Below are 24,785 nucleotides of genomic sequence, written 5' to 3' on the forward strand. Positions count from 1 at the left end.
AGGTCAATAAGGCGGCGGGCAACTTTCTCGATTCGGCCCTACCTCCGCTTCGATTTCAGCGGGATGCTGGTTGCCGCGGCAAGGAAAAGCCGCGGCAGGGCCGCGCCGGGTCATCGGCGGTCGCGATACGACGCTGGATCAATAGCCGTTCAGCCGCGCGAAGCGGTCGCGATGCCAGGCGGCATTGCCCCACATCGTCTCCAGCACCGCGGCACGCTTCAGGTACAGGCCAGCGGCATATTCGTCAGTCATGCCGACGCCGCCGTGCAGCTGCACCATCTCGCGGCTGACCAGCTTCAGCGTGTCGCCCGCCACCGCCTTGGCCAGGCTCACCGCCTGGTCGACGTCGGAGCGGCGCGCGTCGATCGCCTCCAGCGCGCCTTCCACCGCGGAGCGCATCAGCTCCAGCTCGGTCAGCATCTTCGCCATGCGGTGCTGCAGCGCCTGGAACGTCGACAGTACCTGCCCGAACTGGACGCGCTGCTTCAGATAGTCGTTGGTCTGGTGGAAGGCGCTCTCCGCCATGCCCAGCATCTCCGCCGCGATCACCGCCGCGGCGCGATCGGCGATCGCCTGCGTCAGCTCCGGCCCGCCCAGCTTCTCGGCCGCCGCGCCGTCGAACGCCACGTCGGCGTGACTGCGCGAATCCGCCATCCGGCGCGAGGAGACGGAAACGCCCTCGCCCTTCGCGACGAGGTAGAGGCCGTCGGTCGCCGCGACCACGAAGGCGTCGGCGGCGTCGCCCTCGGCGACGAACTTCTTCGTGCCGGTCAGCCTGCCGTCCGTCACCGTCGCGCCGATCGCGCGGTCGTGGATCGGGCCCTCGTCGATCGCCAGCGTCGCGATCGCCTCGCCCGCGGCCAGTCGCGGCAGCCACTCGCCCTTCGCGGCGTCCGACGATCCTTCGACGATCGCCGACGCCGCCACTGCGGTCGACGCCAGCGGCGAGGCCGCGAGATTGCGCCCCAGCTGCTCGACGACCAGGCCGAGCGAGAGGTAGCCGAAGGCGGAGCCGCCGTGCTCCTCCGGAATCAGCACGCCGGCCCAGCCCATCTGCCCGACGGCTTCCCATTGCCCACGGTCGAAACCCTCCGCGTTGCCCGCGTCGCGCATCTTGCGGAAGGCGGCGACCGGGCTCTCGTTGTCGGCCCACTCGCGCGCCATGTCGCGCAGCATCACCTGTTCGTCGTTCAGGACGGCCATGTCGTTCCCTTTCCATCCGTCCCGTCCGTTCGCCCTGAGGAGGGACTGAGCGCCAGCGAAGGCCCGTCACGAAGGGCTGCCTCAGCGCATGTCCTTCGAGACGCCGCTGCGCGGCTCCTCAGGACGAACGATCGGAAGTTCCAAACCGATGAAGGTCGGGCGAGCGGCATCTTCGCACCGCTCGCCCTTCCCCTCTCCTACCTCACTGGTGGTCCAGCATCCCCAGGATGCGCTTGGCGATGACGTTGTTCTGGATCTCCGACGAACCGCCGTAGATCGACACCGCCTTCCCCCACAGCCAGCTGCGCGTCTGCGCCAGCTCGTCCTCGGAGAAGCCCTCGCCTTCCCAGCCCAGCCCCTGCATCCCCATGATCTCGATATTCAGCTCGGCGCGGTCCTGCGTGATGCGCGCGCCGACGTTCTTCATGATCGACGTGGCGGCGGACGGCCCGGCATTGCCCTTCGCCTCCAGCGCGGCGCGGCGCAGCGTCAGCGCGAAGGCGCGCTGGTCCATTTCGTGCTTGATGATGCGCGTGCGCAGCTCGGCATCGTCGATCCGGCCTTCCGCGTCGGTGCCGCGATACTTCTTCGCGATGTCGGGCACGGTCTTGCCCGCGTTCATGCGACCGGCGGAGCCGCTGCCGCCGGACAGCGAGTTGCGCTCGTGCTGGAGCAGGCGCGTGCCGATCTCCCAGCCCTGCCCCTCGCGCCCGACCAGGTTTTCCTTGGGTACCTTCACGTCGGCGAAGAACGTCTCGCAGAACGGGGACTGGCCGCTGATGAGGCGGATCGGCTTGGTCTCGACCCCGGGCGCGTCCATGTCGATCAGCAGGAAGCTGATGCCCGCGTGCTTCTGCGACTTGTCCGTCCGCACCAGCGCGAAGCACTTGTCCGCCCACTGGCCGCCCGACGTCCAGGTCTTCTGCCCGTTGACGACATAGTGATCGCCCTTGTCCTCCGCGAAAGTCTGAAGGCTCGCGAGATCGGAACCGGCACCCGGCTCCGAATAGCCCTGGCACCAGCGGACCTCGCCCTTGACGATGTCGGGGATATGCTGCCGCTTCTGCTCCTCGCTGCCATATTCCAGCAGCGTGGGGCCGAACATCATCACGCCCATGCCGCCGATCGGGTTCCAGGCGCCGATCTTCGCCATCTCCTCCTGCAGCACGCGCGCCTCGGCGCGGGACAGGCCGCCGCCGCCATATTCCTTCGGCCAGGTCGGCACGCCCCAGCCCTTGGCGCCCATCGCCTCGCGCCATTTCCGCTGCGCCGGCGTCTCCTCGGTCGGGCCGTCGACGGCGGACATGGCGTTGTCCTTGCCCCGTAGCGCGGGGTCGAAATTCTCGTCGAGCCACGCCTTCGCCTCGCCCCGGAACGCATCCAGGGGGTCGGCGGGGCTGCCGGAATCGTTGGCCAGTTCGGCGGCGGTCGCCATGTCGCATTCTCTCCCGCAACAGCGATTCAGAAGATCGGGTATGGTCGCTGCATCGCACGCCCGGCGACGCAGGTAAAGCGGGAAGACAGCGTCGGCGCACTCGGCTACACCCCCGCGTCGATGATCCGCTTCGATCACCGCGCCGTTCCCATCGTGCTGGCCGCCGTCACCGTCGACGTGATCGGCTTCGGCATCGTCATGCCGGTGCTTCCCGCGCTCGTCACCGAGCTGGGGCGGGTCGACCTGCCGGAGGCGACGCGGATCGCGGGATGGATGCTGGCGGTGTTCGCGATCGGCCAGTTCGTCGCCGGGCCGGTGCTCGGGAACCTGGGCGACCGGTACGGACGGCGCCCGGTGCTGATCGCCGCCATGGTCGGCTTCGCGCTCGATTACCTGCTGATGGCCGCCGCGCCGAGCCTGATGTGGCTGTTCGTCGGGCGCGCGATCGCGGGGGTGTGCGGCGCCACCTTCGGCCCCGCCGGCGCGGTGATCGCCGATGTCAGCACGCCGGAAAGACGCGCGCAGGCGTTCGGCCTGCTGGGCGCCGCGTTCGGCATCGGCTTCATCGTCGGCCCGGCGCTCGGCGGGCTGGTCGCCGGCTGGGGCGTGCGCGCGCCGTTCGTCGTCGCCGCCGCGCTGGCCGCGCTCAACGCGCTGACCATGCTGCTCTTCCTTCCGGAAACGCTGAAGCCGGAGAACCGCCGCCCGTTCCGGCTGGCCGACGCGCACGTCGTCGGCGCGTTCCGTCCGCTGTTCGCCGCGGGCAACGCCGCGCCGCTGCTGGTCGCCTGGTTCCTGTGGCAATTGGGCGGCGTGGTCTATCCCACGGTGTGGAGCTTTTGGGCGACGCTTCGCTTCGGCTGGGACGCGGGGCAGATCGGCTGGAGCCTCGCCTGGGTCGGCTTCCTGCAATTGCTGGTGCAGGTGTTCGTCACCGGCCGCGCCGTCCGGCGGCTGGGCGAGCGCGCCGCGGCGGTGATCGGGCTGGTGGCGGGTGCGGCGACGCTGGTCGCCTATGCCTTCACGACGCAGGGGTGGCAGGTCTACGCCTTCTTCCTCGTCGGCGCGTTCGGTGCGCTCGCCTGGCCGGCGATGAACGGGATGCTCAGCCGGCTGGTCGACGCGACGCGGCAGGGGGCATTGCAGGGCGGGCTGGGCAGCATGAACTCGGTCGCCGCGATCGTCGGCCCGCTGCTCGCCGCGCAGAGCCTCGCGTGGGGGGCGGGCCGCGGCTTCGACGGGCTCGCCTTCCTGCTGGCGGGCGTGCTGATCGCGGCGGCGGCGTTGATCGTGGCCTTCCTCGTCCCCACCCTTCGCGCATCGCAAGGAGACAGCCTATGATCGAGCTTTATTACTGGCCGACGCCCAACGGGCACAAGATCACGCTCTTCCTGGAGGAAGCCGGGCTCGACTACACGATCCATCCCGTCAACATCGGCAAGGGGGAGCAGTTCGCGCCCGAGTTCCTGCGCTTCTCGCCCAACAACCGCATGCCCGCGATCATCGACCGTGCGCCGACCGATGGGGGCGAGCCGATCACCGTGTTCGAGAGCGGCGCGATCCTCCTCTATCTCGCGCACAAGACCGGCCGGTTCGGCGGCGCGGACCCGCGCGGGCACGTCCAGGTGCTGGAATGGCTGATGTGGCAAATGGGCGGCCTGGGCCCGATGCTGGGGCAGAACCATCATTTCACCCGCTATGCGCCGGAGAAGATCCCCTACGCCATCGACCGCTACGTAAAGGAGACGAACCGGCTGTACGGCGTGCTCGACCGGCGGCTGGAGGGGCGCGCATTCATCGTCGGCGACGACTATACGGTGGCGGACATGGCCTGCTTCCCGTGGATCCTGCCCGAAGCGCAGGGGCAGGACATGGCGCAATTCCCGAACCTGGCGCGCTGGCACGCCGCGGTAAAGGCGCGGCCCGCGACGGAGCGCGCCTATGCCAAGGGACGCGAGGTGCAGGCGCAACCGGTCGAGATGAGCGAGGAGCAGAAGAAGGTGCTGTTCGGTCAGACGGCGCGGTAGCCCCCCTTCGTTCGGCCTGAGCGAAGGCGAGGGCTAGGCGCTTGTGCTTCGACTTCGCTCAGCACGAACGGGGGTCCTGCTACCCCTCCCGCCCCGGACGGCGGCTGAGCCCCACGTCCAGGTGCGCGCCCGCGTCCACCAGCATCACCTCGCCCGTGATCGCGCGCGTGGCGGGGTCGAGCAGCATCTCGACCGGCGCGGCGACGTCGTCCGGCCCCGCCGCCAGCGCCATCGGCGTGGCGGCGGCGATGCGGGCGTTCAGCTTCGCAAAGCCCTCCTCGCCCAGCCGGTTCTCGAACCAGCCGGTGCCGACGTAGCCGGGCGCCACCGCGTTCACGCGGATCGCGGGCGCCAGCACCCGCGCCAGGCTCTTCGTCATCGTCACCAGCGCGCCTTTGGACGCGGCATAGGCGACCGACGATCCGATGCCGAACACCCCGGCCACGCTGGCGACGTTCACGACCGCACCGATCCCGCCGGCGCGCATCGCGGGCGCCGCGGCGCGGATCATCTGGAAGGGAGCGATCGTGTTCAGCCGGTAGATGTCGACGAAATCCTCCGCCTCCAGCGCGTCGAGATCCTCGTGCGCGGCGAACTTCGTGCGGCCGGCGTTGTTGACGAGGAAGTCCACCCGGCCGAACGCCGCCTGCGCCGCCTCCACCAGCGCGTGGCACTGCGCGTCCTCGACGATGTCGGCCTGCACCGCGACGGCGCCCTCGCCCACCTCCGCGACCAGCGCTTCCGCCGCGTCGCGGCTGGACGCATAATTGACGACGCAGCGCACGCCGCGCGCCGCCAGCCGGCGAACCACCGCCGCGCCGATGCCGGTGCCGCCTCCCGTCACGATCGCCACTGCGTCACGCATCGCCCTCTCCCGTCCTTTTCGAACATTGCGTATGGCATTCGCCGGCAGCTTCGCCTAGCCGTGGCGGTATGACGACCCCGCTCGACGCCGCGTTCGGCACCCTGCCCGAGCTGATCCGCGCCACCGCCAGCGCGCAGCCGGCGAAGCTCGCCATCGCCGACGGCGACGCGCAGGTCAGCTACGAGGAACTGGACCGCGCGATGGACCGCATCGCCGCCGCGCTCCAGCGCGACGGTACGGCGCAGCGGCAGGCGGTCGCCTCCGTCGCCTATCCGTGCGTCGCGCAGGCGCTCGTCTTCCTCGGCACCCTGCGCGCGGGATCGGTCGCCGCGCCGATCCAGCCCTCGGCGACGCCCGCGCAGATCGCGGGGATGATCGCCGACAGCGGGGCCGACATCGTCTTCCTCGACGCCGCCAACGCCGACGCACTGGTGGGACAGGACATCGCCGCGAGGGTGGTGATGCTGGAGGAGCTGGACGCGTGGCTCGCCCCCGCCGGTGCGAAACCACAGCCGGTGGAGATCGCGCCCGAGGACGGCTTCAACATCATCTATTCCTCCGGCACGACGGGCGTGCCCAAGGGGATCGTGCAGAGCCATGCGATGCGCTGGCAGCACCTGTCGCGCAACGCCGCGGCAGGCTTCGACACCGCGGTCACGCTGCTGTCGACCCCGCTCTACTCGAACACCACGCTGGTCAGCTTCCTGCCGACGCTGGGTTGGGGCGGCAGCGTGGTGCTGATGAAGAAGTTCGACGCGCGCCGCTATCTCGAGCTCGCCGAACGCTATCGCGCGACGCACACGATGCTGGTGCCGGTGCAGTACCAGCGGATCATGGCGCTGGACGACTTCGACCGCTTCGACCTGTCCGCCTTTCGCTTCAAGACCTGCACCTCCGCCCCGTTCAAGGCGGAGCTGAAGGCGGACGTGGTGGCGCGCTGGCCGGGGCTGCTGGTCGAATATTACGGCATGACCGAGGGCGGCGGCTCCACCGCGCTGAACGCGACCGAGCATCGCGACAAGCTGCACACCGTCGGCCGCCCGCTGCCCGACCACGACATCCGCCTGATCGACGACGAGGGCAACGAGGTGCCGCCCGGCGGCACCGGGGAAATCGTCGGCCGGTCCGCGGCGATGATGAACGGCTATCACGGGCGCGAGCAGGCGACGCGCGACGCCACCTGGACCAGCGCGGACGGCCTGCGCTTCATCCGCCACGGCGATGTCGGCCGCTTCGACGAGGACGGTTTCCTGGTGCTGATGGACCGCAAGAAGGACATGATCATTTCCGGGGGCTTCAACATCTACCCCTCGGACATCGAGGCGGTGCTGGCGGAGCATCCCGCGGTCGCTGACTGCACCGTCGTCGGCGTGCCGAGCGAACAATGGGGCGAGACGCCGGTCGGCTTCTACGTGCCGCGCGAGGGCGCGGAAGCCGGCGTGGACGACGTGCTGGCGGAAACGAACGCGAAGCTGGGAAAGACGCAGCGCCTTTCCGCGCTCTACCAGGCGGACGAACTGCCGAGGAGCGCGATCGGCAAGGTGCTGAAGCGCGAGCTGCGCGACCGGCTGGCGGCGGGGGAATTCGCCTGAGGCGCCGTCACCCCGGCCTTGGCCGGGAGCCAGAGTACCAGGCGTGCACGTCCGCGGCCCTGGGTGCCGGGACAGGTCCGGCATGACGAACACGGGGGATAAGGCATGACACTGAAGGAAATTCTCGACGCGCTGGCGCCGCAGCCGGACGGCATGGCGTGGCGCGGCGTCATTCCCGACGGCTGGCTGCAGGGCCGCACCTCGTTCGGCGGACTGTCCGCCGCCATCGCGCTCCACTGCGCCATGCGGTCGGAGCCGGACCTGCCGCCGCTGCGCTCCGCGCAGGTCAGCTTCATCGGGCCGCTCGCCGGTCCGATCCAGGTCGTGACGCACAAGCTGCGGCGCGGCAAGAACGCCGCCTTCATCCAGGCGGACGTGGAGAGCGAGGCGGGGCTGGGCCTTCGCTGCACCTTCGTCTTCATGCGCGCGATCGAGAGCGAGATCGACCACGAGGACACGCCCGCGCCCGATTTCCCCCGTCCGGGGCCCGACGACACGACGTTCAAGGGCAACCCGCATGTCGCCTTCACGCGCAATTTCGAGTTCCTCGATCGGCGCGAGGGGCCCAACCTGAAGCCCGCCGAGTGGCTGCGCTGGACCCGGCTGAACGAGCGCGAGGGGATCGACCCTGTGGTGGAGCTGATCGCCATTGCCGACTGCCTGCCCCCGGCGGCACTGCGCATCCTGGGCCGCAACGTGCCGATGAGTTCGCTGACGTGGATCTTCAACGTGCTAGGCCCGCAACCCGCGACCGAGGACGGCTGGTGGCTGCTGCGCTCCGACGCGGACTATGCCCATGCGGGCAGCTCGTCGCAGGTGATGGGCGTGTGGAACGCGCGCGGCGAGAAGGTAGCCGAGCAGATGCAGTCGGTCGCGATCTTCGGCTGATACAATTCGCGACAAAGCGGGGGCGTCGCGGACACAGTGCGGCGACACGCACGGGATAGAGGGGATCATCGACGGCGCACCCTGCGCCGTGCGCATCGGGACCCAATGAAATGAAGCGCCTTCTTCCCCTCCTCGCTCTGACGATGTCCGGCGGCGCACTGGCGCAGACGCCCCCGCCGCCCCCCCCGCCCGCCGGCGCACCACACCCGGCCGACGCCGATCGCGACGGCATGGTCACCCGCGCCGAGGCGCTCGCCGACGCCGACCGCCGCTTCGCCGAGATGGATGCGGACAAGGACGGCAAGGTGACGCGCGAGGAGCGTCGCGCCTTCCGCGACGCGCACCGCCCGGGTCCGGCCCGCGCCGGCCGACCCGACGGTCCACGGCCCGATCGCGACCGCGCCGGCCGGCGGGGAGGCGAGGAGACCACGCAGGCGCAGTTCCGCGATCGCGCCGCCGCGATGTTCGACCGCACCGACACCAACCGCGACGGCCGCATCGACGCGCAGGAGCGGGAGGCGGCGCGGCTGCTGATGCGGTCGCGCATGATCGAGCGGCGCGACTGACGCCCCCTTCCAAACGGACCCGCCGCCATGTCACAAGCCGACGCGATGGCCGACATACCGCATCTGCTGCTGGTCGACGACGAGCGCTCGATCCGCGAGCCACTGGCGCAATATCTGACCAAGCAGGGCTTCCGCGTCACCCAGGCGGGCGACGCGGAGAGCGCGCGGATGCGCATGGCGGCCTATGCCATCGACCTCGTCGTGCTCGACATCATGATGCCCGGCGAAGACGGGCTGTCGCTGTGCCGCCACATCCGCGCGACCGGAGAGACGCCCGTCATCCTGCTGACCGCGCGCGCGGAGGAGACCGACCGCATCGTCGGGCTGGAGATGGGCGCGGACGATTACGTGGTGAAGCCCTTCTCCCCGCGCGAGCTCGCCGCGCGGATCAAGGTGGTGCTGCGCCGCACCGCCGCGGGCGGCACGCGCCAGCATGCGCCGGACGCGGGATCCTACGCCTTCGCGGGCTGGGTGCTGAAGACGGGCGAGCGCACGCTGGTCGATCGAGAGGGCGTGTCCGTCCCGCTGTCGACCGGCGAGTACAACCTCCTCCTCGCGCTGGTGCAGCGCCCACGGCAGGTGCTGACCCGCGACCAGCTGCTCGACCTGACGCAGGGGCGCGAGGCCGCCGCGTTCGACCGCGCGATCGACAACCAGGTCAGCCGCCTGCGCCGCAAGATCGAGGCGGATCCCAAGGCGCCCGACATCATCAAGACGGTGTGGGGCGGCGGCTACGCCCTGTCCGCCGAAGTGACGAGGCTGTGATCCGCCCCTTTCCCCGCAGCCTGGCCGGACAGATGGCGCTGCTGGTCGCGCTGGCGCTCGCGCTGGCGCAGGCGATCAACTTCACGCTGGCGCTGCGCGAGCGCGACCAGTTCCGGCGAGACCAGACCACCCGGCCCGCCGCGATCCGCATCGCCGACGCGCTGGATCGCGAGGCCGAGGGCCGGCCGATCGACGCGGAACGCGGGCGGGTGCGCCGCGCCGCCGCCAACCCCATCACCCCGTCGATGGAGGCGCAGCCCGCGCTGGCCGCGGAGCTGCGGCGGCAGCTGGCCGAACAGGGCGTGCGCGCGCGCCACGTCGCCATCGCCATCGCGCATCGCGGCGAGTACGTCGTGCCCGACGACGCGGTCGGCCGCCGCATGGCGCGCCGCCGCCGCAACGCCGACGTCATCCTGATCGCGGTGCAGCAGCCGTCCGGCGCGTGGCTGACCATCGCCGGCTTCTGGCCGCGCGACGAGGAGCGGTTGTTCTGGCAGCTGGTCGGCCAGACGCTGATCCTCTACGCCGTCGTGCTGCTGCCCGTGCTGTGGATCGCGCGCCGCATCTCGCGCCCGCTGAAGGCACTGGCGATCGCGGCGCGCGGCTATTCCCCTGCCGATCCGCCCGACCCGGTCGAGCCGCGCGGGCCGGCGGACGTACAGGCGGTGATCCTCGCGTTCAACGCGCTGTCGCTGCGCGTGACGGGGATGCTGGACGAGAAGGACCGGATGCTGGGCGCGATCGGCCACGACCTGCGCACCCCGCTGGCCGCGCTGCGCGTGCGCATCGAATCGGTCGAGGACGACGCCGACCGGACGCGCATGGCGGAGACCATCGCGGAGATGAACCGCACGCTGGACGACATCCTGTCGCTCGCGCGGCTCGGCCGACCCAGCGAGCCGGCGACGCAGGTCGATCTGGGCGCGCTGGTCGACGCGGTGGTGGAGGATTTCCGCGACCTGGGCGAGGACGTGACCTTCGACGAGCCGCCGCGCGTCGCGATGACGCTGCGCCCCTCGCTGATGCGTCGCGCGGTGCGCAACCTGATCGAAAATGCGGTCAAATACGCCGGCACGGCGGAAGTGTCGCTGGAACCGGCGGCCGAGGCGGTCGCGATCCGCGTGTGCGACCGTGGCCCCGGCATCCCGGTGGAAAGGCTCGGCGACGTGTTCGCCCCCTTCACCCGGCTGGAGACGTCGCGCAACCGCGACACCGGCGGCATCGGCCTGGGCCTCGCGCTCGCCCGCGCGATCGTGGAGGAGGCGAAGGGAACGCTGACGCTCGCCAACCGCGATGGCGGCGGGCTGGTGGCGACGATCACGCTGCCGCGGGTTTGACTCGCTCGTCTGCGCGCCGCATCCTGCGCGCGCCGGCCGCGGGGGGTGGCCGGTGCGGGATGCCACCCGGCGGGCGCGGCGTCCGTGGATGCCGCTCATGCCCTATTGCCGCGCGCACTGGTATCTCCTCGCGCTGATCGCGGTCGCCGTGTTCGCCTTCTGGCCCGGCTATTTCGCGACATGGTACGACGCGCGTTGGGGAATGCACCTGCATGGCATCACGGCGACGGGATGGCTGCTTCTGCTCGCCGGGCAGAGCTGGTCGATCCACCAGCGCCGGGTCGGGCTGCACCGAGCGCTGGGCCGGGCCAGCCTGTTCTACTTCCCCGTGTTCCTTGCCGGGGCGTCGGCCGTGCTGCTCAGCATGGCACGCGCCACGCCCACCCACCCGCTCTACCAGGTGTACGGGGCGCGGCTGGCAGCGCTGGACGGACCGTCGCTGCTGCTGCTGGCGTGGCTGTTCCAGCGCGCCATCGCGGAGCGGCGGCAGCCGCGGCGCCACGCCGCCTCGCTGCTCGCGACGCCGCTGCCGCTGCTGCCGCCCATCGTCGGCCGCATCGTGCCGGTGCCCGAGATGCTGACGGCGGGCGCGTCGGACCCGATCCCGGCGTTCGGGTGGTCGGTACGATTGGGGGCGCTGGCCGCCATCGCCATTGCCGCGATCCTCTACGCGCGGCGCCCGCGCGACGGGCAGCCGTTCCTCGTCACCGCGCTGGCGCTGGCGCTGTTCGCCGTGTTCTTCGACACGCTGGGGCGCACCGCCGCCTGGGCGGACGCGATGCGCTGGCTGGCGCAGCAGACCGACGTGGCGGTATTGGGGACGGCCGCGGCGATCGGCGCGGCGGCGTCGTGGACCGGGTGGGTCGCCGGACGGCGCCCGCGCGGCGCCGCGGCGGTTCCGGCCTGAGCCGGGCTTGCAACGCGCAGGCTTGCGCGCGAAAGCATCGGCCATGTCCGTGATGTCCGACCGCTGGATCCGCGAGCGCGCGCTGCGCGACGGGATGATCGAACCCTTCGTCGAGGCGCAGCGGCGCGACGGCTGCATCAGCTACGGCCTGTCCTCCTACGGCTACGACGCGCGCGTCGCCGACGAGTTCAAGATCTTCACCAACGTCGACAGCGCCATCGTGGACCCCAAGGATTTCGCGGCGAACAGCTTCGTCGATCGCAAGACCGACTGCTGCGTCATCCCGCCCAACAGCTTCGCGCTGGCGCGGACGGTGGAATATTTCCGCGTGCCGCGCGACGTCCTCGTCATCTGCCTCGGCAAGTCGACCTACGCTCGCTGCGGCATCATCGTGAATGTCACGCCGCTGGAGCCGGGCTGGGAAGGCCATGTGACGCTGGAGTTCAGCAACACCACTCCCCTCCCCGCGCGCATTTACGCGAACGAGGGGGCGTGCCAGTTCCTGTTCCTGCAGGGGAACGAACCGTGCGAGATCAGCTACGCCGACCGTGCGGGCAAGTACATGGGCCAGCGCGGGGTCACGCTGCCGCGGCTGTGACCGTTCGGACAACCTTACACTGACATTCGCACAACCTTACACTGACATCCGGCTGATTTCGGGGCTTTTCACGACGCACGAGGACATAAAGGTCGAGCCTCCTTCGCTCATGCACCCTCGACTGGCGGTAAGGCAGAGGCGGCAATCCTCACACCTGACCCCGATCCACAACGACCGGTTAGGAGCACAGATCGCTGTTCACCGTCTTCGTTCCCTCTGGTATAAGCATTCTACGGGGTCTCCCCCTCGCATACGCGCTGTAGAAACTGCGGCGTAAGAGTCAAAGTCTGCACCTATCGTGCCCGCCGAATGCCCTTGGGTGCACCGGCGTGATTGGAAGGGGACCCCGTGCCACGCCCTGCCCGCGCCTTCGGTCCCCCGATCCGCGTCAAGCTGCCTGTCGAGGTCGCGAGCGAGGGAGCGATCCTCGCACATCTCGCCGTCAGCCCGGCCGAAGCGAAGAAGATCCGCTACTATCGGGCGAGGATGTACCGGACCTTCTCCATCCAGAAGAAGTCCGGGAAGGCGCGCATCATCACCGCGCCCGACCGGCGGCTGAAGATGCTCCAGCGCAGGATCTGCGACCTGCTCACGCCGGTGTATCGGCGTCGCAACCCCGTTCACGGCTTCGTCGCCGATCGATCGGTCAGAACGAACGCCGAGGCGCACCTCGGAAGCAAATACGTTGTTAACATCGACCTCAAGGACTTCTTCCCGTCCATCTCGGAACGCCGCGTCACCGGCGTGCTGATGTCTTTAGGCATCGGCCGAGACGTGGCCGAGATCCTCTCGTCCATCTGCTGCGTGAACGGCTGTCTGCCACAGGGCGCGCCGAGCAGCCCGCTCCTGTCCAACATGATTTGCTTCAGGCTGGACAAGGAGCTGATGGCGTTCGCGAAGAGGACGCGTTGCATATACACCCGCTACGCCGACGACATCACCTTCTCGAGCTATCAGCCGCTCGCAGGGCTGTTCGAAGCGGTTCCCCCTTCACCCGGCCGCTTCGCTCCGGACCTTCTGTCCGCCGAGGTCGCCGCGATCTTCGCTGCGAACGGCTTCGTCATCAATCCCGAGAAGGCCCACTACGCAGATCGACACTCGCGCAGGACCGTGACGGGCCTTCGCGTGAACGAGGCGATCAACGTCGATCGTCGCTTCGTCCGCAACCTGCGTGCCGCCCTCTTCTCCGTGGAGAAGCTCGGGGCGGCGGCGGCGCAGGCCAAGTTCCATGCCACGCACGGCGGAAGGGTCGCGCTCGGCAACCACCTGCAGGGCAAGCTGTCATGGCTAGGATACGTCAAGGGCCAGTCCGATCCCGTCTTCCGCAGCATGGCGTCGCGCTTCAACAGATCCTTCCCCGACCGGGCGCTGACGATCCAGCCGACCAGGGACGAGATCCGTGATCGCGCGGTCTGGCTGGTGGAGCACTGGGAGAACGGAGGTGACCAGGGCACCGCCTTCTTCCTCAGAGGCGTGGGCCTCGTCACGGCAAGCCACTGCGTGTCGCCCTCCGGTGCCGTGGAGGTCTACCATCCGTCGAAACCGTCGAACAAGTTCACGGCGAACGTGAAGCACCGCTGCGAGCACCGAGATCTCGCCGTCCTCGATCATGCGATCGCCGCCACGGAGTTCTTCGAACTGGAGGCAGCCGCGACGGCGGTGGTCACCGGCGACGCCACCGTCGCGGTCGGATATCCGGGCTTCGGACCGGGCGACAAGCTGAACGTGAGGACGGGGAACGTGACCTCCCTCCCGATCAAGAGCGGTGTGCAGATGGTGGAGGTCCAGCAGATGCTAACCCAGGGCATGTCCGGTGGCCCGCTCACGGATCCGGACGACGGGGTCATCGGCATCATACACAAGGGCGGGCCGGAGCACGGAAGGCAGTTGTCCGTAGCCATCGAGGTGCTCAGGGACTGGCTGGCCTGAGCCACAGCAAGGCACCCGTCCAGACACTCCTTCAAAATCGTGCCTTCGCCTCATCTCTTCACCTGGTCCGGCTCTGCATCCCGCGGTCGACGGCTCAGACGATCGTGACGAGGAAGGAACCGCTCCTGGCGACGAGCAGTCCGTCCTTCACGATGAGGCACTCGATGCTGTGCGTGCCGGGATATTCGGCCCCCTCATACCTCGAGAGCACCCCCGGCGTGACGTCACCGGCATCGAAGCCGCCGCGGAGATCCCGCGCCACCCTCGCGGCCTCGCCCGTGTTCACGATCTGCCAGAAGACCTCGAACGGTCGCTTGACCTCCGTCCGAGCATCGAAGCGCAGCTCGGAGCCACGGGCGATCGGCTCGCCGCTCGAGAAGACGTGAGGCCTGAAGCCGTCGCGCATCGCGGTGGCCGTGACGATGTCCACGCTTCCTTCACGGTAGATCGGCCAGGTGGGCGGGCGTCGGTGAGGAGCGTCGAGAACCCGGCGCATGGCACGGTTCGCCCGCGCCGCGAACGTGACGGTCGACCTCTGGACGCCGCGACGACGTGCGACGGCGGCCTCGACGAGATCACGACCGATCCTGGGCGCGAGGACGTCGACGAACTCGGTGGCGTCACCGAGCCTCGACGCGGCGGCGAAATCCGCCCGTGCGGTCTGCAGCCAATCGTCGAACGCCACCTGCTTCGAAGGATCGTCGTTCCAGGCGTCGGCGAAGTTCTCCCGCGGGTCGGAGGGGTTCGCTATCCACCACTCGCCGGAACGGCATTCCACATAGGCATCCATGCGGTCGAGGATGCTGAGCAGGGCACCGGCGATGGTGCTCTCCTGCCCGTAGGCATGCGCGGCCAACGTGGTGATGACGATCGAGCTCGGTCTGCCCTCGGGCTCGTCGACGAACCTCATGTCGCGGTGACGCTTCAGAATCTGGATCGCCGACTGCAGCGGCGTGCGGACCCGATACGTCGGAATGTCAGCCACGTCGGCTCGGGCCTGGATGGCCATCGCTTTGCGCCGGCTTTCGAAGACGGGCCGCATCCGGGCAAGGAACCACGCGGCGTAGCCGTTCGGATTGCTGGCGGGCCAGTCGTCGCTCAGCCGTCGGTAGTTGTGATGCTGGGTGTCGGTGATCGAGATCGCGTCCTCGACGAAGTCGAGCGACAGCGACGCCGTCTCGCGGATCAGCCGCTGGCGCTGCCCGTCCGGCACAGACGGGAGGACGTCCATGTGGAATTGCGCTTCGTCCGCATAGTTGAGCGTCCAGCACCTGTCCCACGGTGACGGTTCCTCCATGCCGTGCCGGGCCGCGTAGAGCTTCAGCTCCTTTCCGAGATCCGCGTGCAGCTGCGCCTGCGTGCGGTCCGCCTTGCTGATGTCGAACTCGCAGACGACGTCCAGGTCGTAGTGCTCGTCGCCGCTCAGGGGCCTGATCGCCGTTCCCAGGCGGAACGATCCCTGCGTGTAGACCTCGAGATCGACGTCCGCGAACACGGAGGCGGGCCGGTCCAGCCAGTCGGCGACCGACCTGTAGCTGCGGTCGGCGGCCTCGTAGCGCGATTGCGGGATCTGCAGGGTCTCCGCGAGATCCTCGATCAGGCCTTCGCCGATGACGTTGCGCTGGTTCATGCCCCGGCCTTCCGCAGCGACGAGGGAAGGAGCAGATCCAGCTCGCCATCCGAGAAGGTGAGGTCCTCCCGGTTCTTCAGCGCGTCCTGCGCGTCCAAGTAGGCGGCGGCGGTCGTCTGGGGTGCGCCCTTGTAGATGGCGGCGAGCCTCGCCTGGAGATCGTCGCGCCGCTTGACGGCCTCGTCGTCCGAGATCCGCTGCATGCGCAGGTCGGTCAGCAGCGAAAGGTACGACTCCCTGATCGGCCACAGGCTCGCCGCCGCATCCCGATGCTTCTGCGAAGTCCCGCCCGGATCGAAGCCCTTCATGTATCCCGAGATGATCAGGCTCGCGATCGATGCTACGGCCGTGGCGATCTTCAGCGCGACCTCGTCTAGGAAGATGACGGAGAAGGCGCCGGACGCCGTGACGGCGGTCAGGACGATCTGGGCGAGCTTGAACCGTCGGAGCGTCCGTCCGCAACGATCGCCCATCTTCTCGTGGGTCTTGTGCGTGTAGACGACCCGGCCGAAGCACTCGCGGATCTGATCCTCCAGTTGCGTGAAGCCGGTCATCCTGTCCCGTTCTCCTCCGTCCGAGTCCGCCTGATCCCGATGGCCAGCTGGTTGATCGTGTTCGGTCGTCATCGGTCAGGCCGCTCTTCGTTCGACACGGCTGCCGCCCATGCCCTTCACGATGGAGAAGCCGTTCGGCACCGCCTGCTGGACCAGCGGCACGTGCGAGATCAGGCCCACCGCGCGGTTCCTGCCGACGATTTCCTGCAGCACCTGCAGGACGAGATCGAGCGTCCCGCTGTCGTTCTCGGTGTCCAGGCTGCCGAAGCCCTCGTCGATGAAGATCGTGTCCAGCCGGATGCGCCCGTGGCTCATCTCGACGATGTCGGAGAGGCCGAGCGCGAGCGACAACGCCGCGATGAACGTCTCGCCGCCGGACAGCGTGCTGATCTCGCGAGGCCGCCCGGTCTGGATGTCGTGCACGCGGATGTCGAGGCCGCGCTTGATCCGGCCACCGATCGCCTGCAGGTCCCGCTCAAACCGGTAGCGACCGCCGGTCATCGGATCGAGCCGCAGGTTCGCCGCATCGAGAACATGGTCGAACATGGCGCCGATCGCGAACGTCTCGAGCGGCGTCCTCATCAGGTTGTCGCCGGCGAAGGCGTCGGCAAGCCCGCGGAGCGGGCCCGTTTCTTCCTCGAGCCTGGCCAAACGCTCCAGCTGATCGCGCAGGGACGACAGCAGGTCGTCGAGCACCTTCTTCGCGGCATCGGCATCGGCAGCCGCCCTGCGGGTCCTCAGGCACTCGGCCTGTGCGCCGTTCCGCGCCACCACGAGAGCGGCGAGATCAGGTCGCTCGACGTCCTTGATCGCATCGTTGGCGGCCGTCGCCTGCGCCTCCGCGATCGCGACGTCGTTCCGATAGGTCCGGATGCGCTCCGCATGTGCGGCAATCTGCGGGATGTCCACACACCCGAGTTCATAGGCGGCCACGTCCAGCCCGACTTCTGCAAGGCGAGCTTCGAAGGCCGACCGCCCCTTCTCCATCTCGATTTCGGCATGCGCGACGGCATCCGTCGCACCGAGCACCTTGGCGGCGGTCGTGTCCCTGTCCGTCGCGGCCTTGCGCAGCCGCTCCTCCGCTTCGGTCAGCGCGTCGCGCAGCGTCTTGATCGATGAAGCGATGTTCGCGGCCTCCCGCTCCAGCGCGCCCTCGGCCCTGAGCGCTTCCGGCACACTGGCGATCGCATCCTCGTACGACCGAGCGGCGACGGCCTCTTCGGTGCGGGCCTTCTGCAACACGTCCCGCGCCTTCTCCGCCTCCGCGGCGGCGGTCGTCAGCAAATCCTTCGTCCGTGCGGCCTGCTGCTCGAGTTCGGCGGGTGCGGCGATCTCGCCGAGAGCATCGAGTTCGCCCTGAACGCGCGCGACTACGCTGGCCGCGTCAGCGGCAGACGACTTCGGCTTCGTCAGCGCGGCGAGTTCCGCGACGCGCTCCTCCAACGTCACCTCGGCGGTCCTGACCGCGGCTTCGGCGAGGTCGGCCGTCCGCACGGCGACATCGAGGCGCTCGCGGGTCGCACGCATCTCCGTTTCGAGCGCACGCGGATCGCCTTCGCCGTGTGCGGGAGACGGATGCTCCGCACTCCCGCATACGGGACACGGCTCGCCATCGATCAGATGCATGCCCGCCAGCACCTGCGCCTGCGCGTCGATGAAGGCCCGTTCGGCCGCCATCGCCGCCGCGCGGAGCGGCTCGACCTCGCCGGCGGCGGCGGCCCGCGTCTTCTTCGCTTCCTCGACACCGTTCCGGGCGGCCACGACCCTTCGATCCGCGACGCCGTAGGCCTTCGCCGCACCATGGTCGGCGGTGGCGGTGACGAGCTGCGCGTTCAGTTCGGCCTGTTTGAGCGTGGCGCTGCGCGCACTCTCGACTTCCTTGCCGAGCCGGATGTGGAGCGCATCGAGCCGGACGCGTTCCCCTTCCACCAGGTCGAACGCCTTCTGGGCCTCATCCAGTCCGTCCTGCCTGGCCGACCACCTCTCCTTCAGGTCCGCAGCTCCCTCGAGCAGGCCCTTGCGCCGCTCGACCTCCGCAGCGCTGGCGGAGAGGACATCGATCTGCTCGGCTCGGCTGCGTGCCAGCGTGACGGCCTCCTCGGAGATGGCGTGCCGCTTCTCGGCATCCCCCGCGGTTGTCCGGGCGTCCTCCTCCGCCTTAATGGCCTTCACGCGCGCCGACTCGAGGTCGGTCAGCCGCGCTGCGAGATCGACGGCACGCTGGGCCTTCTCGGCACGCGTCAGGATGACCTGGACGCCTTCGATCTCTTCTCGCTGCAGTTCGAGTTCAAGTTTGTGGCGATCCGCGGCCTCAGTGGCCTTGAAGCGGCCCTCCACCGCCTCGGCCGTAAGATGCGCCTGCTCGGCCGTCCGGGCGACACCTTCGGCGGCCGTCGCTTCGTCGTGACGGGCCTGCGCCGTCTCCGCAGCCGCGGTGATGCCGGCGGCGAGGTCGTCCGTGCTGGCGAAGCCGGCGTCAGCGAGGCGCTGAGCGACGAGGCGGTGACCGTCGTCGAAGTCCCGCTTCGCCGCCGCGGCGTCCTCCTTCATCCGGACGGCGATCCGGCGGTAGATGCTGACGTCGAACAGCTCGCGCAGGATCTCGACCCGCTGGTTGCTGTCGGCGATCAGGAACCGCTCGAATCGTCCCTGCGGCAGCAGCACGATCTGCCGGAACTGCTCGACGCCGTAGCCGAGCAGTTCCTTTACCAGCTTCAGCACCTCACCGACCTTCGTCTCGGCGAGCACGACGCCGCAGTTGTCCGCGGTCACATCGTCGACGGCGATCGCGGTCGCATCGAACAGCCAGGCCTTGTGGGCGCTGGCCGTCTCGCCTTCGCCCCGCATCTTCGGTCGCGACTGATCCGGCTGACGACGCACGAAGTAGCGCTTGTCGCCGAGCTCGAAGAGCAGCGACACCTCCGTCAGCCGGTCGGCGTCCGCGTGACCGGACCGCATGGTGGCGATCGACTGCTCCGGCTTGGCACCGACGCCGAACAGCGCGAACGTCATGGCGTTGAAGATCGACGACTTGCCCGAGCCCGTCGCGCCGTAGATGCCGAAGAGCCCGGCGTCGGTCGCCTCGCGGAAGTCGACAACCTCGGTGCCGGCGTAGGGACCGAACGCCGTCATGGTGAGCACGACGGGCCTCATGCGTCCTCTCCCGCCACGACCATGTCGCCGAGCGCCGTCTCGACGAGCGCACGTTCGGCCTCGCTGATCTCCTGCTCGCGCACGAAGCCCACGAAGTTGACGATCACCTCCTGCGGCCGTTGGAGGGCGACCCTGCCCTCCCGCAACCGCTGCTCGCCGGCCGTGGCGTTGCGCTCGTAGGCGAGCTGGACCGCGTTCGGGTACAGCCTGCGGATGCGCTTCATCGGATCGATCTGCGGCGTCTCGTCCGTCAGCACGATGCCGATCAGGTCGTCCGATCCTTCCGGCGCGGCGAGCAGTTCGGCCAGCCTGCCCCGAAGCGTGCGGATGCGCCGCCGCGGCACGAAAGGGATCGGCGTGGTCGTCACCGAGCCGTCCGCGGCTAGGTCGACGAGGGTCATCGACTTGTCGTGACCCTCCTCGTCGAAGCCGAACGCGAGCGGCGCGCCCGCATAGCGGACGTGCTCGGCGCCCACAGCCTGGGGGCGGTGGAGGTGTCCGAGCGCGACGTAGTGGGCGCCTTCGAAGACCGACGAGGGCACGGTTTCGATGCCGCCGACGGCGCGGGTGAGCGGCCGCTCGCCCTCGCTGGTGGACGCACCCTCGACGAACGCGTGCGCGACGACCACCCAGCGTGCGCCGTCCGGAAGATGACGCCTGGCGCTCGCGACCTGCTCGCGCAGCACATCGGCAGGGCACGAGATGTCGTCGTTGCCGTAGCAGGCGCGGGCGGCGAACTCGAAGGAGAACGGCAGGGCCGAGATCGCCACCGGGCCGTGCTCGTCGGAGAGCAGGAGCGGTTTCTCTTCGGGATCGAGCGGGCCGCGCACCAGCGAGCGGTCCGGGTCGGCGAGCACGCCCATCATCCCGATCTGCGCCGCCGAATCGTGGTTGCCGGCGATCAGCACGATCGCCGTGCCGCTCGTCGCCCCGACCCGCCGCACGAAGTCGTTGAACCGCCTGAGCGCGGTCTGCGGAGGCGTCGCCCGATCGAAAATGTCACCCGCGATGATCAGGACGTCGGGGGCATACGCCGCGATCGCCTCCTCGACCTGCGCGAGCACCACGTCGTGATCCTCGTGCAGCGACACCGCATGGAACTGCCGCCCGAGATGCCAGTCGCCGGTATGGAGGATCCTCACCTGTGTCTCCGTATAGTGGCTATACGTGCAGAAGCTATATGGACACCGATGGTTCCGTCAAGTAGCGGTCGCGCATGGAAGCACAGGATCTCCGTCGGACGGTCAGATCGCGTCTCGCGTATCTGGACCAATGCTTCCGATGGCGCGGGCAAGCGAACCGCAGCGCCCTGACCCGCAAGTTCGGCATCTCGCCCGCCCAGGCCGCGGTCGACTTCCGCGAGTATCTCGCGCGCTGCCGGGAGCCGCTGCCGCTCTACGACACGGTGCGGAAGACCTACGTCGCATCGGATCGGCATCTCGGCCTCGAGGACCCGGGCGAACTGCCGCCGATGCTCGAGGTGATCGCCGACGGTGCGGCCGAGCGGTTCGACGAGCTGCCGATGCCGGAGCGACAGTGCCCGGCGGCGATCATGCGCCACCTCTACCAGGCGATGGACCGAGGCGTGAGGATCGAGATCGACTACGTGTCGATGAGCTCGGGCCGGACCACCTCGCAGTGGATCGCGCCCGCCCGGATCGCCTACGATGGGGAGCGCCTCCACTTCCGCGCGTGGAGCTACCGCCACGGGGAATGGCGCGACTATCTGCCGGTGCGGGTGTCGGAGGCGAGCAGCTTCGCGACCGAGCCGCTTCCCGAGCCGCTGCCGACGGACGTCGAGTGGGAAACCATGGTCCGGGTCGCCCTGCGCCCGAGGTCCGGTCTCTCGCCGGAGCAGCGGCAGGCGGCGCGTGACGAGTACGGGTTCGCTGGCCAGGACGCTCTGGTCTTGGAGACGCGCGCCGCCCTCGCCTTCTATCTCGACCGTCGCTGGGGGCTCGACCTTCCCGGCTCCAGGCTGGAGCGCGCGCCGGACGACTGACGACGATCGGCGAATCCTCACCGGGGACTTCTTCAGTCCGAAACGTTGCTCCGCGATCGAAGCACTTTGCTCCGCCGAATGATTGGCGCCGAGCACCCTTCCGGCACCATGTCGTCGCTCCCGCGAGAAGGAGCATAGCCATGGCCCGCAACGATCCGCAGAGCAGAGCCGCCCCGTCCGGTCCGTGGACGACCTGTCCGCCCGACGCGGTCCCGATCACGGTCGTCCGCGCCGAGCTGGTCGCGGACGGCGGGACGCATCGCGTGTCGATCCTTCGCGAGTTGCGCTGCGGTGACGTCGTCGTCGCCGGTGGTCCGGTGTGGTCGCGATCGACCTCGGACGAGGTCGCGGCGACGGACGCGTTCGAGGGGCTGATGATCGGCGGTGACGACCTCGTCTTCCTCGCGGAGGCGGCGCTCGTCCTCAGCCCCGGCAACGTCGACGCGGTCGTCGACCAGCACGTCGCGAACGCCGTCAGGGCCAGGGAGGCGGCGCGCGTCAAGGCCGCCGAGAAGGCGGCGAAGGCGGAGGCCAAGGCGAAGCGCGACCGCACCATCGGCGTCTACTTCATGGGCGACAAGAAGAAGCCCGTGGTCGAGATGCGACGCGGCGTGCTCTCCACCCCGTTCCTGAAGCTGCAGTTCGGCGCCGAATGGGAACGCGACCGCTTCTGGGACTGGTTCAAGTGGCAGAGCCATCGCCACGACGAGATCGAGGCCAAGGTCGCGGAGTCCGGCGCTGAACCGGTGCGCCGCGAACTCCTCTACGAGATGCTGACCACCGAACAGGTCGTGAAGAAGCGTGGCCTAGGTGCCGGCGGCCGCCGCCCGCTCCTCTTCTGGAGGGGCGACCTGTGACCTCGACCCGCCCGAGATCCGCTCCCTCCGGAACGTTCGTCATCGCGGACGTCGAACCGTCGGTCCAGGTCGCCTTTCCGATCGAGGCGGACGCCCCCACCTTCGGCCTCGACCGGCCGACCCGCCTGCTGGGGGCGACCGCGCTGCCGCCCGACGCGCTGCCGTCGGCGACGGGACTCGATCACGTGCTGGACCTGCGCTCCCTCCTCGCCGACGCCTGCCACGCGAAGGTCATGGCGGGGCGCAACTGGTTCGGACACCCGCCTATCGTCCTCGTCGGTGAACCCGGGTTCGGCCGCGGGGCCCTCGCCCACCGCATCGCCGATCTTGCCGGCGTGCCGCTGGTCGCAGCCGCTGGCGCGGAAACGGAGGCCACCGCCGAGGACGTCGGCCTGCGCACGATGAACGTGCCTGTGCCGATCCTGGCCATGACGCTGACGCGCTGCGCCAATCCGATCGTCCTGCTTGATCTCGCCGACCGCGATCTGACCCCGCTGGCGTCGCGTCGTCTGGCAGAGATGCTCGATCACACCCGCACCGGTCGCTGGCTGCACGAAGGGCTGCGGTGCGTGTTCGACCTGTCCCACGTCTCGTGGATCGTCCAGGCGTCCCGCCGTTCCCCGACCATCGCCGCCATCGAGGCGGTGGGCGGCCGGGTGATCCACGTCGCGGCGCAGACAGACGTCCGCGAGGATCTGCGGCGCCTCTCCACCGCTCAGGAGGTCGCCCGACGCGGCGGGCGCAGCACCACCGAGCCGCATCTGGTCGGTGACATCCTCGCCGAACTGCAGCGGCGGTTCCTGCGCGATTCGCCGTCCGGAAGGTCGCTCTGGGACTACGCCGTCGCCTTCGCCGACGAACGCGGGGTCGGCGCATGAACCGCCGACCGACGCAGCGCGCCCCGCCCGCGCCGCTCCACCCGACCACACGCGAACCGACAACGAGGAACACCGACCATGAACGACACCGACACCATCGACCACGCCGGGGACGCCTCCCCGCCCACCACCGCCCTCGTCCGATCCGCCGCCGTGCGGTCGATCGTGGTCAACGGACGCAGCCACCTGTTCGCCGGCGACGAGATCGGCACCAAGGACCTGGCCCGGCTGGCCTTCCCGGAACAGCAGGGTCGCAGCTACGCCGCGCTGACCGTCGCCTACGAAGGCGGTCCGCTCGTCGCCGGGTCCGGCCTGATGACCGGCCGCACCACGACGCCGGTGGCCGAGGGGCAAAGCTTCAGTGTCTCGCTCACCGACAAGTCCTGATCCGCAGCTCGGACGCCTGCTCGACGAGGGTTACGACGTGACCCTCGTCGGTGGGATGCTGATCGTGCGCCACGTGCCCTACGTCGCCCCCGACGGGGGCGGCGTCAGGGTCGGGACGCTCGCCGTCATGGCATCGGTCGCCGGCGACGTTCTCGTCCGCCCCCGCTCGCACACCGCATGGTGGCTGGGCGAGACGCCCTGCGACGCGCTCGGGCACCCGCTCGAGACGCTGATCGTAGGTGAGGATCCGCGAGAGATCATGCCCGGCGTGCCGGCGGACCTGCAGCTGTGCAACAAGCCCAAGGGACGCGAATTCTTCGACCATCACGAATACGTGACGACCTACGTCGCGATCATCGGCGCCCACGCCCAGCGGCTCGATCCGCTGGCCACGGCACGGGTGGGTCGTTCGACCCGGACGAGTTCCACGGCCGAGCCGTTCTGCTACGCCGATACCGCTACGGCACGCGCCGGCACGGGCGCCGCCGCGGGGCGGATCGCCGGCCGATCCGTCGGCATCGTCGGGCTGGGCGGCACCGGCTCATACGTGCTCGATCTCGTCGCCAAGTGCCCGGTGCAGGCCATTCACCTCTACGATGCCGACCGGTTCGAGCAGCACAACGCCTTCCGCTGTCCCGGTGCGTTCGGGATCGAGGACCTTCGCGCCGCCATGCCGAAGGTGGAGCTGCTGACGCGAGCCTACTCGCGCCTGCACCGTCGGATCGTCCCGCACCGGATGCGTATCGATGCGACCACGGCACCCATGCTCGACCTGCACGACTTCGTGTTCGTCTGCGTCGACGACGGTGCCGCCCGGACGCCGATCCTCGCCCATCTCGCCGCCCGCGGCATCCCCTACGTCGATGTCGGCATGGGCCTGTCCATGGGCGACGGCGGGATCGTCGGAGCCGTCCGCACGACGCTCGGCACCCCCGACACGCACGACGCGGTCGCCTCGCGCATACCGTCGACCGGCGATCCCGGCGGGCTCTACGCCGCCAACGTCCAGATCGCCGAGCTGAACGCGCTCAACGCCGCCCTCGCCGTAATCGCCTGGAAGCGCATGGCGGGCTTCTACGCTACCGGCCGCGATTTCGACCACGGCGTGTTCGTCGTCGAGACGGGCGCCCTGCACCGCGAAGGGCGCGGCGACCGTGATGGTACGAAGTGAGCGAGTCCGGCAACGACGGCGGGGGACGCCGACCCGTCGAC

The 24,785-nt window shown here is 69.4% G+C and carries 22 protein-coding genes; 15 read left to right on the forward strand and 7 right to left on the reverse strand.

The annotated features are described in order from the left end of the window. Window positions 1–138: 138 nt before the first annotated feature. The gene (locus tag HBH26_RS02515; protein ID WP_168132983.1) at window positions 139–1,203 is read right to left on the reverse strand and encodes an acyl-CoA dehydrogenase family protein; all 1,065 of its coding nucleotides are present in this window, start codon (window positions 1,201–1,203) and stop codon (window positions 139–141) included. A gap of 202 nt (window positions 1,204–1,405) precedes the next feature. Beyond that, window positions 1,406–2,638 (reverse strand): acyl-CoA dehydrogenase family protein, encoded by a 1,233-nt coding sequence (locus tag HBH26_RS02520; RefSeq protein WP_168132984.1) that lies wholly within the window; start codon window positions 2,636–2,638, stop codon window positions 1,406–1,408. A 120-nt stretch (window positions 2,639–2,758) separates the two neighbouring features. Here HBH26_RS02520 and HBH26_RS02525 point away from each other — a divergent pair, with 120 nt between their 5' ends. After that, window positions 2,759–3,979: a TCR/Tet family MFS transporter gene (locus tag HBH26_RS02525; protein ID WP_168132985.1), complete on the forward strand. Its 1,221-nt coding sequence runs from the start codon at window positions 2,759–2,761 to the stop codon at window positions 3,977–3,979. Then, a complete protein-coding gene (locus tag HBH26_RS02530; protein ID WP_168132986.1) occupies window positions 3,976–4,665 on the forward strand; it encodes a glutathione binding-like protein in 690 nt (229 codons plus the stop codon). Before HBH26_RS02525 ends, HBH26_RS02530 begins: the two co-directional genes overlap by 4 nt. A gap of 79 nt (window positions 4,666–4,744) precedes the next feature. On the opposite strand, the gene HBH26_RS02535 is transcribed toward HBH26_RS02530, so the two are convergent. Next, window positions 4,745–5,530, reverse strand: a complete 786-nt coding sequence (locus HBH26_RS02535; protein WP_168132987.1) for an SDR family NAD(P)-dependent oxidoreductase — start codon at window positions 5,528–5,530, stop codon at window positions 4,745–4,747. Window positions 5,531–5,598: 68 nt separating this feature from the next. Between HBH26_RS02535 and HBH26_RS02540 the strand changes: the two genes are divergently transcribed. From HBH26_RS02540 to HBH26_RS02575, 8 genes are all read left to right on the forward strand, one after another. Continuing rightward, entirely contained in the window at window positions 5,599–7,122 is a 1,524-nt protein-coding gene (locus HBH26_RS02540; RefSeq protein WP_168132988.1) for a class I adenylate-forming enzyme family protein, read from the forward strand. Window positions 7,123–7,227: 105 nt separating this feature from the next. After that, complete coding sequence (locus HBH26_RS02545; protein ID WP_168132989.1) at window positions 7,228–8,010, forward strand: acyl-CoA thioesterase; 783 nt, start codon at window positions 7,228–7,230, stop codon at window positions 8,008–8,010. Between the two features lie 110 nt (window positions 8,011–8,120). Next, window positions 8,121–8,576: an EF-hand domain-containing protein gene (locus HBH26_RS02550; RefSeq protein ID WP_168133076.1), complete on the forward strand. Its 456-nt coding sequence runs from the start codon at window positions 8,121–8,123 to the stop codon at window positions 8,574–8,576. Between the two features lie 45 nt (window positions 8,577–8,621). After that, the gene (locus HBH26_RS02555) at window positions 8,622–9,341 is read left to right on the forward strand and encodes a response regulator (RefSeq protein WP_168133077.1); all 720 of its coding nucleotides are present in this window, start codon (window positions 8,622–8,624) and stop codon (window positions 9,339–9,341) included. Between the two features lie 32 nt (window positions 9,342–9,373). Then, on the forward strand, window positions 9,374–10,678 hold the full coding sequence (locus HBH26_RS02560) for a sensor histidine kinase (protein WP_168133078.1): 1,305 nt from the start codon (window positions 9,374–9,376) through the stop codon (window positions 10,676–10,678). A gap of 88 nt (window positions 10,679–10,766) precedes the next feature. Continuing rightward, complete coding sequence (locus tag HBH26_RS02565; protein WP_168132990.1) at window positions 10,767–11,585, forward strand: hypothetical protein; 819 nt, start codon at window positions 10,767–10,769, stop codon at window positions 11,583–11,585. 43 nt (window positions 11,586–11,628) lie between these two features. Then, window positions 11,629–12,183 carry a dCTP deaminase gene (gene dcd, locus HBH26_RS02570; RefSeq protein WP_168132991.1) on the forward strand — a complete coding sequence of 185 codons (555 nt, stop codon included), beginning with the start codon at window positions 11,629–11,631 and terminating at the stop codon, window positions 12,181–12,183. 348 nt (window positions 12,184–12,531) lie between these two features. Further along, window positions 12,532–14,112, forward strand: coding sequence for a reverse transcriptase domain-containing protein (locus HBH26_RS02575; protein WP_093065243.1), 1,581 nt, complete (start codon window positions 12,532–12,534; stop codon window positions 14,110–14,112). 94 nt (window positions 14,113–14,206) lie between these two features. Here the strand turns inward: HBH26_RS02575 and HBH26_RS02580 are convergent, their stop codons facing one another. The 4 genes from HBH26_RS02580 to HBH26_RS21130 form a co-directional block, all read right to left on the reverse strand. Next, complete coding sequence (locus HBH26_RS02580) at window positions 14,207–15,742, reverse strand: nucleotidyltransferase (protein ID WP_168132992.1); 1,536 nt, start codon at window positions 15,740–15,742, stop codon at window positions 14,207–14,209. Further along, window positions 15,739–16,296, reverse strand: a complete 558-nt coding sequence (locus HBH26_RS02585; RefSeq protein ID WP_168132993.1) for an SLATT domain-containing protein — start codon at window positions 16,294–16,296, stop codon at window positions 15,739–15,741. Before HBH26_RS02585 ends, HBH26_RS02580 begins: the two co-directional genes overlap by 4 nt. Before the next feature lie 75 nt (window positions 16,297–16,371). Continuing rightward, window positions 16,372–19,449: an AAA family ATPase gene (locus tag HBH26_RS02590; RefSeq protein WP_168132994.1), complete on the reverse strand. Its 3,078-nt coding sequence runs from the start codon at window positions 19,447–19,449 to the stop codon at window positions 16,372–16,374. Beyond that, a complete protein-coding gene (locus HBH26_RS21130) occupies window positions 19,446–20,591 on the reverse strand; it encodes an exonuclease SbcCD subunit D C-terminal domain-containing protein (protein ID WP_168132995.1) in 1,146 nt (381 codons plus the stop codon). Before HBH26_RS21130 ends, HBH26_RS02590 begins: the two co-directional genes overlap by 4 nt. A gap of 74 nt (window positions 20,592–20,665) precedes the next feature. Between HBH26_RS21130 and HBH26_RS02600 the strand changes: the two genes are divergently transcribed. The 5 genes from HBH26_RS02600 to HBH26_RS02620 all read left to right on the forward strand — a co-directional run bounded on the left by HBH26_RS02600 (window position 20,666) and on the right by HBH26_RS02620 (window position 24,744). After that, window positions 20,666–21,451, forward strand: coding sequence for a BrxR family transcriptional regulator (locus tag HBH26_RS02600; protein WP_168132996.1), 786 nt, complete (start codon window positions 20,666–20,668; stop codon window positions 21,449–21,451). A 140-nt stretch (window positions 21,452–21,591) separates the two neighbouring features. Beyond that, window positions 21,592–22,308: a hypothetical protein gene (locus HBH26_RS02605; RefSeq protein WP_168132997.1), complete on the forward strand. Its 717-nt coding sequence runs from the start codon at window positions 21,592–21,594 to the stop codon at window positions 22,306–22,308. A gap of 185 nt (window positions 22,309–22,493) precedes the next feature. Beyond that, window positions 22,494–23,186, forward strand: coding sequence for a hypothetical protein (locus HBH26_RS02610; RefSeq protein ID WP_168132998.1), 693 nt, complete (start codon window positions 22,494–22,496; stop codon window positions 23,184–23,186). Window positions 23,187–23,264: 78 nt separating this feature from the next. Beyond that, a complete protein-coding gene (locus tag HBH26_RS02615; protein WP_168132999.1) occupies window positions 23,265–23,573 on the forward strand; it encodes a hypothetical protein in 309 nt (102 codons plus the stop codon). Then, window positions 23,548–24,744 carry a DUF6791 domain-containing protein gene (locus HBH26_RS02620; protein WP_168133000.1) on the forward strand — a complete coding sequence of 399 codons (1,197 nt, stop codon included), beginning with the start codon at window positions 23,548–23,550 and terminating at the stop codon, window positions 24,742–24,744. The genes HBH26_RS02615 and HBH26_RS02620 overlap by 26 nt, the downstream gene beginning before the upstream one ends. Window positions 24,745–24,785: the final 41 nt, after the last annotated feature.

It is taken from the genome of Sphingomonas corticis (assembly GCF_012035195.1).
In the GTDB taxonomy this organism is placed as follows: domain Bacteria; phylum Pseudomonadota; class Alphaproteobacteria; order Sphingomonadales; family Sphingomonadaceae; genus Sphingomonas; species Sphingomonas corticis.

What these genes read in the sequence shown, in the direction of transcription:
- HBH26_RS02525 (WP_168132985.1), top strand. Translation starts at nt 2,759, where the DNA reads ATGATCCGCTTCGATCACCGCGCCGTTCCCATCGTGCTGGCCGCCGTC.
- HBH26_RS02535 (WP_168132987.1), bottom strand. Translation starts at nt 5,530, where the DNA reads ATGCGTGACGCAGTGGCGATCGTGACGGGAGGCGGCACCGGCATCGGC.
- HBH26_RS02555 (WP_168133077.1), top strand. Translation starts at nt 8,622, where the DNA reads ATGGCCGACATACCGCATCTGCTGCTGGTCGACGACGAGCGCTCGATC.
- HBH26_RS02605 (WP_168132997.1), top strand. Translation starts at nt 21,592, where the DNA reads ATGGCCCGCAACGATCCGCAGAGCAGAGCCGCCCCGTCCGGTCCGTGG.
- HBH26_RS02540 (WP_168132988.1), top strand. Translation starts at nt 5,599, where the DNA reads ATGACGACCCCGCTCGACGCCGCGTTCGGCACCCTGCCCGAGCTGATC.
- HBH26_RS02565 (WP_168132990.1), top strand. Translation starts at nt 10,767, where the DNA reads ATGCCGCTCATGCCCTATTGCCGCGCGCACTGGTATCTCCTCGCGCTG.
- HBH26_RS02590 (WP_168132994.1), bottom strand. Translation starts at nt 19,449, where the DNA reads ATGAGGCCCGTCGTGCTCACCATGACGGCGTTCGGTCCCTACGCCGGC.
- HBH26_RS02550 (WP_168133076.1), top strand. Translation starts at nt 8,121, where the DNA reads ATGAAGCGCCTTCTTCCCCTCCTCGCTCTGACGATGTCCGGCGGCGCA.
- HBH26_RS02580 (WP_168132992.1), bottom strand. Translation starts at nt 15,742, where the DNA reads ATGAACCAGCGCAACGTCATCGGCGAAGGCCTGATCGAGGATCTCGCG.
- HBH26_RS02585 (WP_168132993.1), bottom strand. Translation starts at nt 16,296, where the DNA reads ATGACCGGCTTCACGCAACTGGAGGATCAGATCCGCGAGTGCTTCGGC.
- HBH26_RS02515 (WP_168132983.1), bottom strand. Translation starts at nt 1,203, where the DNA reads ATGGCCGTCCTGAACGACGAACAGGTGATGCTGCGCGACATGGCGCGC.
- HBH26_RS02520 (WP_168132984.1), bottom strand. Translation starts at nt 2,638, where the DNA reads ATGGCGACCGCCGCCGAACTGGCCAACGATTCCGGCAGCCCCGCCGAC.
- HBH26_RS02615 (WP_168132999.1), top strand. Translation starts at nt 23,265, where the DNA reads ATGAACGACACCGACACCATCGACCACGCCGGGGACGCCTCCCCGCCC.
- dcd (WP_168132991.1), top strand. Translation starts at nt 11,629, where the DNA reads ATGTCCGTGATGTCCGACCGCTGGATCCGCGAGCGCGCGCTGCGCGAC.
- HBH26_RS02545 (WP_168132989.1), top strand. Translation starts at nt 7,228, where the DNA reads ATGACACTGAAGGAAATTCTCGACGCGCTGGCGCCGCAGCCGGACGGC.
- HBH26_RS02560 (WP_168133078.1), top strand. Translation starts at nt 9,374, where the DNA reads ATGGCGCTGCTGGTCGCGCTGGCGCTCGCGCTGGCGCAGGCGATCAAC.
- HBH26_RS02600 (WP_168132996.1), top strand. Translation starts at nt 20,666, where the DNA reads ATGGAAGCACAGGATCTCCGTCGGACGGTCAGATCGCGTCTCGCGTAT.
- HBH26_RS02530 (WP_168132986.1), top strand. Translation starts at nt 3,976, where the DNA reads ATGATCGAGCTTTATTACTGGCCGACGCCCAACGGGCACAAGATCACG.